The organism is Colwellia sp. MEBiC06753 (genome assembly GCF_053470325.1).
The window spans coordinates 1-16,689 of sequence record NZ_JBQMTM010000032.1; the positions used below are offsets into that span (position 1 = coordinate 1).

The 16,689-nt window shown below is 41.9% G+C and carries 13 protein-coding genes; all 13 read right to left on the reverse strand.

Going from position 1 to position 16,689, the window contains the following annotated elements; translation table 11 throughout:
• Positions 1-180: 180 nt before the first annotated feature.
• Entirely contained in the window at positions 181-1,620 is a 1,440-nt protein-coding gene (gene tldD / locus ACOB82_RS17515) for a metalloprotease TldD (protein ID WP_448214306.1), read from the reverse strand.
• Positions 1,616-2,470: a carbon-nitrogen hydrolase family protein gene (locus tag ACOB82_RS17520; RefSeq protein ID WP_448214295.1), complete on the reverse strand. Its 855-nt coding sequence runs from the start codon at positions 2,468-2,470 to the stop codon at positions 1,616-1,618. The genes tldD and ACOB82_RS17520 overlap by 5 nt, the downstream gene beginning before the upstream one ends.
• Entirely contained in the window at positions 2,460-6,545 is a 4,086-nt protein-coding gene (locus tag ACOB82_RS17525; RefSeq protein WP_448214296.1) for a YhdP family protein, read from the reverse strand. Before ACOB82_RS17525 ends, ACOB82_RS17520 begins: the two co-directional genes overlap by 11 nt.
• A 99-nt stretch (positions 6,546-6,644) precedes the next feature.
• A complete protein-coding gene (rng, locus tag ACOB82_RS17530) occupies positions 6,645-8,114 on the reverse strand; it encodes a ribonuclease G (protein WP_448214297.1) in 1,470 nt (489 codons plus the stop codon).
• Between the two features lie 14 nt (positions 8,115-8,128).
• Positions 8,129-8,707, reverse strand: a complete 579-nt coding sequence (locus tag ACOB82_RS17535; protein ID WP_448214298.1) for a Maf family protein — start codon at positions 8,705-8,707, stop codon at positions 8,129-8,131.
• Positions 8,708-8,718: 11 nt separating this feature from the next.
• Positions 8,719-9,198, reverse strand: coding sequence for a rod shape-determining protein MreD (mreD, locus tag ACOB82_RS17540; protein ID WP_448214299.1), 480 nt, complete (start codon positions 9,196-9,198; stop codon positions 8,719-8,721).
• Positions 9,185-10,108 carry a rod shape-determining protein MreC gene (gene mreC, locus ACOB82_RS17545; RefSeq protein WP_448214300.1) on the reverse strand — a complete coding sequence of 308 codons (924 nt, stop codon included), beginning with the start codon at positions 10,106-10,108 and terminating at the stop codon, positions 9,185-9,187. Before mreC ends, mreD begins: the two co-directional genes overlap by 14 nt.
• 38 nt (positions 10,109-10,146) lie before the next feature.
• Positions 10,147-11,190 carry a rod shape-determining protein gene (locus tag ACOB82_RS17550; RefSeq protein WP_169075266.1) on the reverse strand — a complete coding sequence of 348 codons (1,044 nt, stop codon included), beginning with the start codon at positions 11,188-11,190 and terminating at the stop codon, positions 10,147-10,149.
• 202 nt (positions 11,191-11,392) lie between these two features.
• Positions 11,393-14,107 (reverse strand): DUF6701 domain-containing protein, encoded by a 2,715-nt coding sequence (locus ACOB82_RS17555; RefSeq protein WP_448214301.1) that lies wholly within the window; start codon positions 14,105-14,107, stop codon positions 11,393-11,395.
• Positions 14,104-14,577: a PilX N-terminal domain-containing pilus assembly protein gene (locus ACOB82_RS17560; RefSeq protein WP_448214302.1), complete on the reverse strand. Its 474-nt coding sequence runs from the start codon at positions 14,575-14,577 to the stop codon at positions 14,104-14,106. The genes ACOB82_RS17555 and ACOB82_RS17560 overlap by 4 nt, the downstream gene beginning before the upstream one ends.
• Complete coding sequence (locus ACOB82_RS17565) at positions 14,567-15,343, reverse strand: PilW family protein (RefSeq protein ID WP_448214303.1); 777 nt, start codon at positions 15,341-15,343, stop codon at positions 14,567-14,569. The genes ACOB82_RS17560 and ACOB82_RS17565 overlap by 11 nt, the downstream gene beginning before the upstream one ends.
• On the reverse strand, positions 15,343-15,897 hold the full coding sequence (locus tag ACOB82_RS17570; RefSeq protein WP_448214304.1) for a type IV pilus modification PilV family protein: 555 nt from the start codon (positions 15,895-15,897) through the stop codon (positions 15,343-15,345). Before ACOB82_RS17570 ends, ACOB82_RS17565 begins: the two co-directional genes overlap by 1 nt.
• Entirely contained in the window at positions 15,887-16,396 is a 510-nt protein-coding gene (locus ACOB82_RS17575; protein ID WP_448214305.1) for a type II secretion system protein, read from the reverse strand. The genes ACOB82_RS17570 and ACOB82_RS17575 overlap by 11 nt, the downstream gene beginning before the upstream one ends.
• Positions 16,397-16,689: the final 293 nt, after the last annotated feature.

The window sequence follows — 16,689 nt, forward strand, 5'->3', positions numbered from 1 at the left end:
ACGGTATGGCTGAAAGCCTTATCTTAGAGCCCCGGCGGCAAAGAATATTTCCTCGATGTGTGAAGAAACGACCCGCTCGGTACCCTATAAAAAGAAATGCCGCTCACCTTAAGTGAACGGCATTAGCATTAAGTGCGGCATTTTATATCAGTTATTAATATAGCTTAGTTTGCTGTGAATTTACTGGGTACCACCTATGGTCATTTCATCCACTTTCAATGTTGGTTGACCCACACCAACCGGTACACTTTGACCATCTTTACCGCACACACCAACACCGTTATCTAACGCTAAATCATTACCTACCATGCTGACTTTTTTCATCGCTTCAGGACCGCTACCAATCAGTGTTGCGCCTTTTACTGGTGCGGTAATTTTACCGTCTTCAATTAAATATGCTTCGGCACTGGTGAATACAAATTTACCTGAGGTGATATCAACCTGACCACCGGCGAAGTTCGGCGCATAAATGCCTTTTTTTACTGACTTAATAATATCTTCTGGCGTGCTTTCACCCGCTAACATATAAGTATTAGTCATGCGCGGCATCGGCAAGTGAGCATATGATTCACGGCGCCCATTGCCGGTGACTGGCACGCCCATTAAACCGGCATTATGCTTATCTTGCATATAGCCTTTTAAAATGCCCTTTTCGATCAGCACATTGTATTGTCCTGGCGTGCCTTCATCATCAATATTTAATGAGCCACGACGACCCGCTAATGTGCCATCATCAACCACAGTACAAAGCTCTGATGCTACTTGCTGGCCAATTTTTCCTGAAAATGCCGATGAGCCTTTACGATTAAAGTCACCTTCTAAACCGTGGCCTACCGCTTCATGCAACAGTACCCCAGGCCAGCCTGCACCAAGTACCACAGGTAAAGTACCTGCTGGCGCGTCGATAGCATCTAAATTCACTTGTGCCTGACGTACTGCTTCTTCGGCGTAGTATTTATAACGAGGTTTATCGCCCTGCGCTTCAAAGAAGAAACTATAGTCGGTACGCGCGCCGCCACCGGAACTGCCACGTTCACGCTTACCATTGGCTTCAATTAGCACCGAGCAATTTAATCGCACTAACGGGCGAATATCGGTGGCAAAGGTGCCGTCGGTTGCCGCGACTAGAATTTCTTCATAAACGCCAGAAAGGCTGACAATAACCTGACTTACACGGCTATCTACGTTGCGAGCATGGGCTTCAACTTCATGCATTAGCGCTATTTTTTGCTCTTGGGAAAGACTGGCTAATGGATCAATATCGGTATAAATCGCTTTAGCGGAAACATCAGTAAATACGTGTACATTGCCGTTTTGACCATGTAGCGCTATGCCTCTGGCTGCTTCTGCCGCTTTATTTAGCGCGGCAAGTGAAATATCGTCTGAGTATGCAAAACCGGTTTTTTCACCGGAAATCGCACGAATTCCAACACCGCGTTCAATATTAAATGAACCTTCTTTGACTATGCCATCTTCGAGCATCCACGACTCATGGCGCGATGCTTGAAAATATAAATCAGCAAAATCAACACTATGTTGATGAATATGATTTAAGGTTTGGTTTAATGCGGCTCTATCGAGCTGGCTGTCAGCAAGCAAGGCTTGCTCTACTTTATTAATCATGAATTAACTCTGTGTTGAATCGATTGTGCTTGGTAACCGGAATGCTATTTCGTACCTTACTTACCAGCGCAGCATCATATTCTGCGCTTATGGTGCCAACGCCTGTTGGCAATTCAGTAATTATTTCGCCCCAAGGACTAATTATCATGCTATGTCCCCAGGTTTCACGACCATTGGCATGAATACCTTCTTGCCCTGCCGCAATAATGTATACCTGATTTTCAATAGCTCTGGCTTGCAGTAAGCTTTGCCAATGTGCTTTGCCTGTCACTCGGGTGAAAGCCGCTGGCACGGTAATAATATCGGCGCCTAATGTGGTTAATTGCCGATAAAGCTCTGGAAAACGTAAATCATAACAAATCGACAAGCCAATGTGTGCGAAATCTAATGCGCAGGTCACCACCTGTTGGCCCGCTTGGGTAAAACGTGATTCCAAATAATTTTTTTCACTGTCTTCAACTTCCACATCAAATAAGTGAATTTTCTGATATTGGCTGACTATTTCACCACTTGGGGAAAATAATACGCTAGTATTACTAAACTTATTAGCCGGTAAGTTTCCGGCTAACGGCAGGCTTCCGGCAATTAGATGTAACTGATAACGTTTGGCTAATGTTGCTAAACCATTAAGCATCTGGCTGGTCGCATCAACATCATTAGCAATGGCTAATTGATCTTTATCTTTTCCACCAAAATACAAACAACATTCAGGCAGCACCACTATATGGTGTTCGGCTTTATTTTGCGCTGCTTCGACCAGCGTTGCCAACTGTTGTTCTATTGCAGCTAAGTTATCGCTAATATTAGGCACTGAACAAAGCTGAACCGCAGAAAGCTTAACCGTCATTGTGTTCTCGCTTATCAGATTGACTGTCAGGTAAATTGTTACCGTCGTTTAGCTTTTGGTTTTCAAGTTTGCCATCGTCTAAAATGGTGTCGCTTTGCTGAGATTGATTTTCAACAAATTGCGGCGGTGTTGAACGGCCAACACTGACATTACGGCTTTTACGATTGACCTCTTTTAATATCGGGTCGGTAACATCACCAGTTAACTCAAAGTTAATTTCAGAGACTACTTGCGAGGTAAATACTTGATCAATGGCAACACCGGCTAAAAAAGTCACCGGATTCAATGTCGCAATCCATGCTAATACCGGTAAACTAGAGGTTAAATTCGGTTTATAGCTCATGCGATAATCAAGTAAACCATCGGCCAGCACGGTATTACCTTTAATGGATAAATCGCCAGCGGTGCCTTCCATTTTCATATTGTCGGTATATAGCACGCCGTCTTTAATTTCGGCATGGCTATTTATAGCGCTATAGAACATACCATCAGAGAATATATCGCGAAAATCTAAGGTCAATTTACGCACCAATGACTGCAAACTTAATACCGAAAAAATACGTACACCTTGGTCGCTAACATCTGCCAAATAGCCATCGTCAATCGAAATATCTAGCTCACCATTAAGTGCAGGTAATGAAAATTGTTGAGGACCACCTTGCCAGTTCAGTTGATAATCAGCCTTTAAACCACTGTCTTTAACTATCGAGGCAAAACCCAAACTTTCCAATTCCCGCTCTAAGTCGTTAATGGTGACATTACCGGTGAGTGAGGTCACTGAATGTTCAGGCGTTAGCTGCCAGCTGCCAGTTAAATCTGCACGGTTTTTTCCACGTTTGGCTTTAAAATCTTTTAAAAGCAGCTGGTCGCCTGCTCTTTTCACTAAGAAGTGAACTTCCCCGAAATCAACATCATTAATTTTGCAGCTATCACAGGTCAATTCAAACGGTGGAAATTGATTAAAAACAACTAATTCTTGTTGATAATTAAATGGCTCGGCGGCTGCTTTATCCGCATTTTTGGCGACACTGTCAGTTTCATTTCCTACTTCACTTCCTGCATTAGCTTGCGCATTCTCGTCAGCATGATTGTTAGCGTTATTACTAGCAATATTAAGCGCTGAAGCGCTTTTAATAATTTCTGGCAGATCTTTACTTGAAGGGTCTGGCGTGGTTTGCCAATGAATAAAATCGGCATCAACCTCAACGCCTTGTTCTAACCAGTTTGGGAAAAATTTAACTTCGCCACGCATTTGTTTGGCATTAAGGCGTAATAACCACCAAGCGTCTTCATCTAATAAGTTAAATGACACATTGTTAAGTTGCTCACCAAGCAAAGCGACTTGATTAACCGTGCCTCGAATGCGATCAGGCGCGGGTAATAATGGATGACCTGATGCTTGTTTTGGTAGGCTTGCTAAAATATCGCCCACTAAGGCATGCCAGCTAGCAAACTCAATAGCATCAAGCTTAGTAGTGATATGGAAGCCATCCATCGGCAACAACATGGCTTCATTACCTAGCACTAAATGAGCGCGCTGAAACTGCGTTTTTTCATGATCTAGCACACCAAAAAAGCTGAGCTCATCGCCAACATTGGCGGTAATGGTCGATTTATCTTTTTGGCCGTTGACTTTAGCAACTACGGTTAATGGTGTTTGAGCTGTTTTTTGATACGGTACTGGCAGTGTTAAATCAGTATCTAGTAAGTTACTTTCGATAGCAGCGTTATAACTAAAGCCACCATCGTGATGCATATTAAGCTCAATATTGCCTTGCCAGTTTAGCTCGCCACTTCCCCAATGTTTGAGACGTTCAGGCACTTGTGCCAACCAGTGCTCTTGCTGCCAGCCTGCCGTTAACCCGATTGTTGTTTGGTAATAATCAGGCTTATTTTCGCCAGTAACCGCAACAGTCATTGGCATATTTCGCCAATTTACCTTAAGTGCTTGAGCGGTCACCACTTCATTACGGAAGGACACTTGACCGTTAACTTGGTCAAAATGCATATCCGGTGTTGTTAAATCAATGACATTATTGTGAAGGTTAATCGTACCTGAGGCGACAACATCTTTAACGTGATGTAATGGCAGCGCCAGTTGAAAATCACCAGATATCGGTTGGCTTACTTGTAATGCAGTTAAGGTTTTACCGACACTAGCTGCCAGCGGGCTATTAACCATCAACTCAGTAACATTTTTCGGTAACTGCTGATGAATATCGGCATTGACCAATAATACCCCTTCGCCTTTGAGTTCTTTTATGCCAGCAGTCACGCCTTTAACATTCAATCCTGTTAATTCACCAGCATCGGCGGTTATTAGCATGCTATTGTTGGTAAAGTTTAAATTAGCCGCCAAGTTGTTAATGACTGGCCAATGAGGATCAAATTGAAACTCAGCATTTGTTACGTCGGCATCAACAACAAAAATTCCTTGGTTATGGTGAAAAGGAAAGTCTTTAAACGCCCCATTAAATAACACCTGACCACGATTAACCTCACCGTCAATAATGCTATTGTTTAAGTAGTTAACCAACTTTTCACCCATTAATAAATGAGGAAAATAATAGTTAGCCGCTTTCGCGTCACCACGCTCAATATTAGCTAATAAACTCATGGTGGCATCAGTATCTGTTGGCACAGTAACATTGACCTGCGCCGTTAATGCCAAACTTGGGGACTGAAATTCGACTTGATTTGCATCTATGCTTAAGCCCTCATCGTTCCAGCTTAATTGAATTTGAGTATTAATTTGGTCGAATGGAATTGGCTGAGGAAAGTGCTTGTCAAAGTCTAAGCTGGCATCAACGGCATTAACATCGGCATACAGTTGTTGGCCATTTAACGTTAGTTCCGCCGTTACATTTTGCACGCCAGGAATACCTGCACTAAATGCTTGTTGATAGTTATCCAGCTTTGCTACGGCAGACAAAGCTTTACCTTTATTGGATAAATAAATGTCGTTTAAGGTACCTTGCGGCTCGAGGTTGCCGATCAGTGTTGCCAGTGACGGTGAACTTACCACCAAAGGCGCTAACGTGCTAAGGCCACCAACATCGAGCGATGATAAATACAAATCAAATTGGCCTAACGCATCAAAATCAACACTCAGGTTTAGCGGCTGCCATGGTTTGTTATCAAGTAAGAGTTCGATAGGTGTTGAACGTAATTTAACGCCCCATGTCGTAAAATCAGCATTAAGGCTAGCCCGTGCAATGGATAATTGATGCTCTTCCGCCGCTAGTCGCCAGCGTAATACTGACTCACCAATATCAAGTTGGGCATTACGCAATTTGCCGTTCTTAATCGTTAACCAATAATTGAAGTTTACTTCGGAATATGTGTCTTCATCAGCTAATGCAAGCACAGTATCTAACCAAGGTGTTAAATTTACCTTGTCGGCATTTACATAGAGTTGACCTGACATTTGCTTAAGCTCACTGCCTTCTAAATCAAGTAGCAGCTTGACCGTGTTGGTCGACAGGCCTTTAGCAATAATTTCACCGCTTGCACGATGGCGTAAACCAATATTTTGCCAGTTTAGGTGATCAATATGAACGAGCTTATCACCACTTTCGGTGCGGAGAATCAACTGACTATTAACTAACGAAAACTTATTAAGTTGTAATAAAAACAGTTCTGAAAGCCTGTCGTACATATCAGCGCTTTTCGCGCTAACGGTGTTATTTTCTAGTCCGTGTTGATTAACAAATATTTTGGCACCATCAAGGGTAAAGCCTTGGGTAATAAGAGTTCTATGTTGAAGTGTTCGCCAAAAATTCACCTTAATATTGATGTTTTCAATAAAAGTCGCAACTGACTCGGTATCAATTAAACTTACATTTTTTGCTACCAATACTGGGCCAAACTTTTGCCAGTCCATCGACAAAGCACCAATTTCAACCTGGGTGCCATAGGCATCATTGATATAATTTTGTAGGTCTATTTTATAGTGCTGAGCATAGGGTAAAAACAGGCGTAAACTACTAATTAACACAGCAAAAAGCACTAAAAGTATGGCGATACTTTTATATGCTCGATTTAACCATTTATTGGAAAGTGCTGTGATATTCAACTATTTCTTACCTTGACGACTCTGTTTAAAAACTTCGGTCTTGAAAACTTGGTTATTGAAAACTTTGGTCTTAAAACTACAAAATATAAGGCGTGGCGCTTACATCATTACCACATCAAACTGTTCCTGATTATACATAGGTTCTGTCTGTACTTTAATCAATTTACCGATAAAGACCTCTAATTCCGCTAAATTATGGTATTCATCATTAAGTAATGACTCACTAACTGCAGTAGACGCATAGACAATAAACTTGTCGGCATCGTATGCGCGATTTACTCGGACAATTTCCCGAAGAATTTCAAAACAGACAGTTTCGACAGTTTTTAATGTGCCTTTACCCAAGCATGACGGACACTCACCACATAAAATATGCTCTAAACTCTCGCGAGTACGCTTACGGGTCATTTCTACTAAGCCGAGCAATGAGAAGCCATGAATACTGTATTTAACATTGTCTTTAGACATTGCCATTTCAAGGCTGTGCAGCACGCGTTTACGGTGATCTTCGGTATCCATATCAATAAAGTCGATAATGATAATGCCGCCAAGGTTTCGCAATCTCAGTTGGCGAGCTATCGCCTGAGTAGCTTCGATATTGGTACTAAAAATGGTTTCTTCCAAATTTCGATGACCAACAAATGCCCCAGTATTAATATCAATAGTGGTCATGGCTTCGGTTTGATCAATGATCAAGTAACCACCCGATTTGAGCATAATTTTTCGACCTAACGCGCGCTGAATTTCCGCTTCAACATCAAATAAATCAAAAATTGGTCGCTCACCTGGGTAGTATTCTAAAACATCAGCTAGGTTTGGTACGAATTCCTGAGTAAATTCACTAAGTTGATCGAAACTTAACTTAGAGTCAACGCGAACACGCTCTAGCTCTGTACCGTAAAAGTCTCGGATCACGCGAAATGCTAACGATAAATCTTGATATATCGGAGCTTTAACTTGTTTGCGTTGTTTGCGCTCTAATACCTTTGCCCAAACTCTACGTAAGAATTCAGCATCATGCTGTAATTCAGTTTCACCCGCGCCTTCGGCTGCCGTTCTAACAATAAAACCATGCTTATCATCACAATACGGTACAACAATATCTTTGAGACGATTTCGTTCAGTAATATCTTCAATACGTTGGGAAATGCCGGCGTGGCTGGCGTTAGGCATTAATACTAAATAGCGAGAAGCAATGGTGATATCAGTGGTTAAACGCGCGCCTTTAGTGCCAAGCGGATCTTTAACCACTTGCACCATAAGGTACTGCCCTTCATGCACTAGCGTCCGAATATCAGGCACTATTTGTTCGGTTTCGGTACCGTCTTCATTCACTATCAATTTTGAGTGAATATCAGAGGCATGAAGAAATGCTGCTTTATCTAAATTAATATCTACAAATGCTGCCTGCATGCCAGGCAACACTCGAATGATTTTCCCTAAATAAATATTACCGACTAAGCCACGTTTGGCTTCACGTTCAACATGTAACTCTTGTAACACGCCATTTTCAATGAGTGCGACTCGGGTTTCACTCGGTGTAACATTAATTAACAACTCACCGCTCATGTGCTCTCCTGTGATTAACCCGTTATTGAATTATTGATACCAAAATGCTGAAGAAGTTGCACTGTTTCAAAAATGGGCAAGCCTACTACTGCTGAATAGCTACCATTTATTTTAGTGACAAACTGAGCTCCTAACCCTTGAATACCATAGCCACCAGCTTTATCTTGCGGCTCACCACTGCGCCAGTAGTTTGCTATTTCATGTGCAGACAATGGCTTAAACCAAACATCCGTGGTGATAACGTTAACTGCGCTGTGTTGGCCTTTTACCGCTGCAATTGCCGTGTAAACTTGATGACACTGACCAGACAGTAACTGCATGGTAGCAGCAAAATCTCCAAAACTTTCAGGTTTACCTAAAATGCGCTGTTGGTAAACAACGGTGGTATCACTACCTAATACAACCTTAGTGTCTGACTGTAATTTTGCCACACAAGCAGCTTTTTCTAATGCTAATCGCTGAACATAAGCCTCTGGTGCCTCGTTAACGTTAACCGACTCATCAATATCTGCGGGAACACAATTAAATTGATAGCCAAGTTCAGCCAACATTGCTTGGCGACGAGGTGACTGTGAAGCTAAAACAAAAGACATCACACACCTTGCTAGGATATTTTAAAGTGACGACGCACTTTTCTTAACAATAAAAACGCCCACGGCCATAACACAATCGAGGTAAATACCGGATACAGGTAACTTGGTAAAAATACCACATCAGTTAATAACCGCTGCATCCAAAACACTAACAGTTGATAAAGCGCGGCTAGTACTCCAACGATCAACGCTTGTTGCCACAAAGAGAAATTCCGTATTTTTTGAAAGTTAACTGCGGCAATATAAACACTTAATGCCATCGCAGCGGCATGGACCCCAAGCGTAGAGCCTAAAAGCACATCTAGAATAAACCCCATAACCCAAGCGGTAGTAACATTCACTCGATTAGGCAGCGCCAAACTCCAATAAATTAATACCACCAACACCCAGTCAGGGCGAAATGCATCAACACTTAACGGCATAGGCATTATCGTTGCGATCAACGCCAACAGCAGGGTGAATATAATCATGATCCCATTATTGGCTAGCATTAGAAGACTCCTTTGTTTTGTTCTTATCTTCTTGGCTTGGTGCTGTTTGGTCTTTTTCAACCTGAGCTTTAGTGGCAAAAATGCTTACGGGCTCTGCCGGCCACAATAATAACAAATACCTAAGTTTATCTATTTCTGCGACAGGCTGAGATAATACTTGAGCAAAAGGACGCGATTCATCTTTTCGCACCAGTACCACGGTAGACACCGGATAGCCTTCTGGATATTTTCCACCTAGTCCGGAGGTAACCAACAAGTCCCCCGTTTGAACATCAGCACTATGTGGTACATGAGTGTGTGTTAAGCGGTCAATGCGCCCCGTGCCAGTAGCAATTAAACGGGTACCGTTTCTACTAACGCGCACAGGCAATGCATGGCTAACATCCGTAATTAAAATCACTCGGCTTGACGTTGTGCCCACATGTAACACTTGGCCAACGATACCTTTTTCATCTAAAACAGGCTGCCCTTCATAAACGCCATCATAGGCACCACGGTTAATTACCACCTGATGACTGTACGGGTCACTATCTACAGATAAAATTTCTGCTACCATTTTTTTGGTTTCAGAACGAAGTGGTGATGCGAGTAGTGACCGTAAGCGGGCATTTTCTTTTTTAACAATATCTAGCTCCATCAATTGCTGATGGAAATTTAGCTCATTAATTTTTAATGCTTGGTTTTCTTCGGTTAGCTTTTTACGCGTAACCAAATTTTCTGCCGCCCAGTTCATCAACTCTTTTGGCGTATTAGCCATGTATTGCAATGGGCTTACTAACGACTGTAAATAACCACGAAAACTTTCGAAGCTTGCCATTTTATGGTCGAAAAACACTAAAGTTGCTGATAACAACAACAAAATTGCCAAACGATGTTGAGGCGATGGACCGTGTTTAAATATTGGATTCATGAAATGAAAAAGTGCCAGCTAAACTGGCACTTAATGGGTTATTCGTAAGAGAATAAATCGCCACCGTGCATATCAATCATTTCGATTGCTTTACCGCCTCCTCGGGCGACACACGTTAGCGGATCTTCAGCAACAACTACTGGAATACCGGTTTCTTCCATTAATAGACGATCTAAGTCTTTTAATAGCGCACCACCACCAGTCAGTACCATGCCTCGTTCTGAAATATCAGAAGCAAGCTCTGGCGGCGATTGCTCTAACGCCACCATAATAGCACTGACAATACCAGTTAATGGTTCTTGCAATGCCTCTAAAATTTCATTGCTGTTTAAGGTAAAGCTACGCGGTACACCTTCAGCAAGGTTACGGCCACGCACTTCAATTTCAACTAATTCTTCACCAGGGTAGGCCGAACCAATTTCGTGCTTAATACGCTCTGCCGTTGCTTCGCCGATTAAGCTACCAAAGTTACGGCGCACGTAGTTGATAATGGCTTCATCAAACTTATCACCACCAATACGCACTGATGAAGAATACACCACACCATTTAGCGAGATAATGCCAACTTCAGTTGTGCCGCCACCAATATCAACAACCATAGAACCCGTTGCTTCAGATACAGGTAAGCCTGCACCAATGGCTGCTGCCATAGGCTCATCAATTAAGTACACTTCACGAGCGCCAGCACCAAGCGCCGACTCACGAATAGCACGACGTTCTACTTGAGTTGAACCACAAGGTACACAAATAAGTACTCGAGGAGATGGACGTAAAAAGTTATTGCTGTGCACTTGTTTAATAAAGTGCTGTAACATTTTCTCAGTCACGAAGAAGTTAGCAATTACACCATCTTTCATTGGTCGAATTGCTTCAATATTACCTGGTGTTCTACCCAACATTTGCTTTGCAGCTAAACCCACTGCCGCGACACTTTTTGAACCGCCTGCACGGTCTTGTCTAATCGCTACAACTGAGGGCTCATTCAACACAATCCCTTGATCTTTTACATAAATTAATGTGTTCGCTGTTCCTAAATCGATTGATAAATCGTTAGAAAACATTCCGCGCAATTTTTTAAACATATTAACGAAGTACCCTATTACTGTTGCAGGTTCGCTTGAGGAACTTGATTATTCCAATCTTTTTAGTGTTTTGATCGAACTATCATAACTCAGTATTTAACTGATGTGTGCACACTTTATGAAAAAAATGTAGCAATTACGATGTTTTTTGTCTTAACCTGCTATTTTGCTCAAAATACCGACAAAACTTGAAGCTCAAAGGCTAGTTATTCACTTCTTTCCAGTAAATAATTCGGTCGTTACCACGATAGCGACCAAAGGTAGCTACTGCTTTGGCGTTGTTGTCTTGTAAGCCATCACCAGCCCAGTCGAATAATAACCACGGCAAGGTAGTATATTCAACATTTACACTACCTTGATTCCCATTGTCACTTTTTAATTCAACACCGTTATATACACCATTGATCATTTGCCCACCAGCGCCTTGGACACTAACTTGCGCAGCTGTTAATCCACTACTGGTATCTCTGTCGGTGCGAGTCCAATCACTTGCAGCACTGCTTATCAAAGTACAGCTATCTTGCTTGTTATGAGTAAACGTCATATTAGCGGCATCACTCAAATATTGCGTTGATAAAGGTTGAGGCAAGTTTGAAGTTTCTGGTCCAAATGAATTTGCCAGCACTAAACGTCCAAAACGAATTTGTAACTGACTATTAGTTAACTCACGAAACTCGACTGGCGTTAACGCATCTGGAAGTATTCCTGCATTAACACCGTCAACGACATTATCGCCATCTCTAATTTCACTAATTTGAATATCAAATTCTGCGGTAAATGGATTGGTGACCGCGTTGGCGTCGCGGGTATAAACAAAGTGATCAAATTCATTAAACTGGTAGGTAAATTCACCGGCGAGAATATCGCCAGTAATTTCATCATAGTGCTGTGAAATAGTACCCGTGTTAATTACGCCGGATAGTCCATAAGGCGTTACCCCATCAACACCATTTTTCAAATCTTGGCTTGGTGTTATAACCGCAACATCATCATCTTCAAGAAAACTATAATTATCACCAACACCAAAGTTTCGATAATTTTGTGTGGTAATATCATGACCATTCTTAGCAACAATAATTAACTCAGGTTGCAAACCATAATTAATAGCGCCATTGCCTCCTACACTTAATAACTGCCCGGTATATGCCCAATTTCCACACAAGCCAGTAATCTCACCATGAGTTGCTACCGTTTGCACAAAATAGGCAGGAGTAAACCTTCCTAAGTTTATCAAGTCTGAGTTTATTTCTAGACCGATGCCACCATAATTAATATCTCTCACATCTAATGAGACCATACCCACTTCTGAATATTCGGCTGTCGAAGCGCTAGCAACACCATCATTAAAAATAAAGCCTCGGTCGATAAAACTCTCACTAGTATCAACAAGTACTTCGCCTAAGGTATCAGCAAAGGTAAACTTGCCATCATTTGCTGCGGTTGAAACTGGTGCAACCCGCTGTATTGATGCTTGAATAGTTTCGCCAACACTGCCACTACCGGGTAAATAATTGGTTGTTGTTTGCCCAAGACTATTTACTGCCGTTATTTGGTAATCAAAATCAACACCAGCAGGATATACCCCAGTGGCAACAGCTAGCGAGCTAGTTAATACAAATTGATCGGGTTTTACCCAAAAGTTATTTGAGTTACCAATTAAGGTTACCGCAGATAATTCAGGCGTTGCAGGAATCACTTTATAGGCATGAAGTTGTACTTGCCCCGCATCAAAATAGACATTATTTGGAATAATACCAACACCAGTTTCGTCAAAATCAACACTAATGTTGGTATATGCCGTTGGCGCACCAACAGATTTCGCAATCGCCGTACCATTAATTTGATATTCATTAGCCGTAGTAGAGGTCGGTACTTGATACTGCATAGCAAAACCAATATCTGTGGTGTTATTAAATAGTGCACTACAGGCGCCGGTGTCATTTGCTTGTACAGCTTGAATAGTTATGCCATCAAAGTTTACACCAGCTATTTGATTATCTATCTGACTAATGACAAAGCCAGTATCACTAAAATTTAGCCCACAATCAGCATCTGTTTGCCCTAAGCTTCCTGAAATGCTGGTGTTAGTGCAAAGATAGTCTGACGTTGAAGATAGGATGGCATTATTAACGGTATCGGTATAATTGATACTGCCAACACCTATGCCGTTCACAAGATTAATATTTTGTGAAAACACGCCATTAACTAACAAGCTGATTGAACCATTCTCTGAGGTATCTGTAGTGGAGCAAGTGGCATTAGTACATGCTCGGATAGTCACGGCTTCTGATAAACAGGTAATACCATTACCATCATGAATAATTTGATAGATTAAACTTGGCGGCTCTGTACCCGGGTTACTAGAGCCTGGGGTTTGTTCACCTTTTTCACCTGGCGCAAAGCTATAATCGCCATCACCATCACCCACACGATAAATAAGTCGAACACCGGCATTATTGATATTAATCGTATCGGCATAAGGTAGATCAGCTACTCCACAACTCGCCTGCAGCTGGGGCATGTAGCCATTTACTACTAAATAATCAATCGGCAGATTATTTTCATCAAGTAAAATAATATCTGTACCTGCGCCTGAACTTGCTTTATCAAACTCCAGCAAACTCGAACTAACTTGTTCAAAAAGCCATGGATAACTGGTAAAGCTCGACAACGAGTAACTATCACATCCCGTTTTGCCTTTTGAATCTCTAGCACAAATGCCTACAGACCAGTTGTTATAAACACCACTACTGATGGTTTTATCTATCATAAACACTTCAACAAATGGGCTGGTTTTGTTGCCGTTGTATGCTTCGTTAATTACCGCCTTTCCAGCGTATGGCGAACATTGCCCCCAAACAAATTGTGACCACAAGCTAAAAAGTAACAGGGTTAACCATTGATAACAGCGCATCATAAACTTCTTGCCTCTAGCTCAATGGTTCGTTCAATCACTTGCTCACCTATATCACATTGTCCCGTAGATTGAACTCGGTAAAAAACAACGTCATCAACTTTAAAATCACTGCATACCATCCGAGATACCCGGCAATTATTTAACCCAGTGACCCCTTCAAAGCTGGTCATATAATTAATAACGGGAGCCGGATCTGCTGGCTCTGGCAGCGCAATATCATCACCATTACAATATTTTGCACTGGCATTTAACGGAAATAACTTAGTTAACTGGTTTTGTGCGCCAATATTGGCGGCTTGAAAGGCTCGAATACCTATCACTTCAAACGCGATGCTATCAGCCGATGATGACAACATTCTACTTAGCGCAGTACCAAGTAATAACATCACCACAAGAATAAAAATTGCCAAAACTAAGGCACTACCCGCTTGCGTTTTTCTGATTAGGTTGAACTCTTGGTTAAGGCACATTTTGCACCTGCACTTCATTGTTAAAAGACACAAGTTCATTATTACGTTCAAACTTCAATAAAGCCCGAATAATGGCATTCCTTAACTGATTCGCCGGTTCAACGGAAAATGGTAAGTGCCCAACCTGTAAATATTCAGCCATTAACGTGCCATTATTAGTAGGAATGCCCCCAAAAACGCTATAACCATTTGCAAAACGCCACAACTCGCTACCAAGTACGCAGTAACTTACCGGACTGCCTGTAAAGTATAAACGCTTGGTTGGCGAGTCTTCTGCAAAGCGCACAGCACTAGCAAAGTTTACCGTCCAAGTATTACCTATAGCTGTTAATGACGACAATGGATAAATACGATCACTAGTGCCATAAAGCGGATCAGGATAAATAGGGTAAATTGCGACATTCACCCCAGGCTCGACTTGCCCTAGGTCGTTATTAAAGCGAATAATATTGACCTTAGTGCTAGCCAGCTCGGGAAAAACCGGCGCATCTAAATAAATGGCACTGGCCAAGGTTGGCATAAATTCAAGGCATTGCTGACTGCCATTTTCATTGACCCGAACGCTATTAGGTAGCGCCGCTCTTAGCTCTCGATTTAAGCGTTCAACTGCAAAACGGGCACTGGAAATAAGTTCATCACGATTGCTCACATCAACAAAGGCTTGGCTACCAAAACGAATAATACTACCAATACCAACAGATACTATACCAAGCAACACGATGACTGCTGTCATTTCAATGAGGGTAAACCCGCGGGTGACTTTCATTAGAAATTCGCCTTGTACGTGGCAAAGTGCAACACTTCGTTATCCGGTAAGTGCACCGCAAGGTCAATACGTTTAGCGAGCGTTATAGCAGTATCATTGTTGCCGTTATAACCGCCATCATAATGAACATCTACCGTCACGCGATAACCTCGATATAAATCGGCGGCAAGTGATTCGCCTTTCGAATTACTAACATCGGCACAGGCTGCGTCAATATTAAGGCAAATATAGTCATCAACATCGTTATATAACTCACGGGATGCTTCTTCAGGCCCTAAATTAGCAGGCGAGGTACAAGTTGTTTGATCACAGCGGTTCACGCCACCAACATGATCAGAGTGATGGTCAAACGATTTACCCACTATTTCATTCATCATTGATTGGGCAAGTTCAGCTGCGCGAATTTGGTGGAGTTGATTGGCACTTTGTACGGTAGTTGGCATCACAAAACGAGTAATCACTGAAAAAGAAATAGCCAAAACCACAATGCCTATGATTAATTCTATTAAAGTAAAACCGTTTGTGCTTCTGGATATTTGGCCATTACAAGGCATGAATATAACCCTCAGCTTCAATACGTATCGTCAATGATTCTAGACCGGATAAGGAAATATCGCAGCCGCCATCACAGCTAGCGCTTGGCTTACCCATACGATCAAATCCAATGACAAAATTGCTAGGCACAGCAAATGACACGCCATCACTGCGAATGATTAATTCGGTAGCCATAGAGGACGATAAATTATCATCACCAAAGCTAGAAGAAAAGCCACGACCGTTAGTACAAGGATTAACATCGGGAGTGCCTAAATGTTTGTTATCAATATACACTTCATTACAAGTACTTGAGGCTTGCTGCATCGCCCGCAACTGAATATTTCTTAACACTGAAATAGCTTGGGTTCGATATGCATATTCTTCATAACCATCACTGCCTGAAAAACGCGGCAAGATTGATACTGATAATATCCCGATAATTATGATAGTCGCAACTAGCTCCAACAAGGTAAAACCCTGTTGGCGGTTTAGGTTGGCAGTCGGTGATATGGTCAAGTTCACGCTAAGATCATTGCCTATAAAAATTGATAAAAATAGCTAATCGTTTGATAAGTATACGTTAACTACCTTCGAAACTAAAATAGCCAACGCAGAAACAAATTTAGCATTTAGCCAATCAAATTTACCTATAAAATTTGCCGACAAAAAAGAGGGCTACTGCCCTAATGCCGTTCACTTAAGGTGAGCGGCATTTCTTTTTATAGGGTACCGAGCGGGTCGTTTCTTCACACATCGAGGAAATATTCTTTGCCGCCGGGGCTCTAAGATAAGGCTTTCAGCCATACCGT

Coding starts and splice junctions, on each gene's coding strand:
- ACOB82_RS17520 (WP_448214295.1), bottom strand. CDS start 2,470: ATGACGGTTAAGCTTTCTGCGGTTCAGCTTTGTTCAGTGCCTAATATT.
- rng (WP_448214297.1), bottom strand. CDS start 8,114: ATGAGCGGTGAGTTGTTAATTAATGTTACACCGAGTGAAACCCGAGTC.
- ACOB82_RS17535 (WP_448214298.1), bottom strand. CDS start 8,707: ATGTCTTTTGTTTTAGCTTCACAGTCACCTCGTCGCCAAGCAATGTTG.
- mreD (WP_448214299.1), bottom strand. CDS start 9,198: ATGCTAGCCAATAATGGGATCATGATTATATTCACCCTGCTGTTGGCG.
- mreC (WP_448214300.1), bottom strand. CDS start 10,108: ATGAATCCAATATTTAAACACGGTCCATCGCCTCAACATCGTTTGGCA.
- ACOB82_RS17550 (WP_169075266.1), bottom strand. CDS start 11,190: ATGTTTAAAAAATTGCGCGGAATGTTTTCTAACGATTTATCAATCGAT.
- ACOB82_RS17555 (WP_448214301.1), bottom strand. CDS start 14,107: ATGATGCGCTGTTATCAATGGTTAACCCTGTTACTTTTTAGCTTGTGG.
- ACOB82_RS17560 (WP_448214302.1), bottom strand. CDS start 14,577: ATGTGCCTTAACCAAGAGTTCAACCTAATCAGAAAAACGCAAGCGGGT.
- ACOB82_RS17565 (WP_448214303.1), bottom strand. CDS start 15,343: ATGAAAGTCACCCGCGGGTTTACCCTCATTGAAATGACAGCAGTCATC.
- ACOB82_RS17570 (WP_448214304.1), bottom strand. CDS start 15,897: ATGCCTTGTAATGGCCAAATATCCAGAAGCACAAACGGTTTTACTTTA.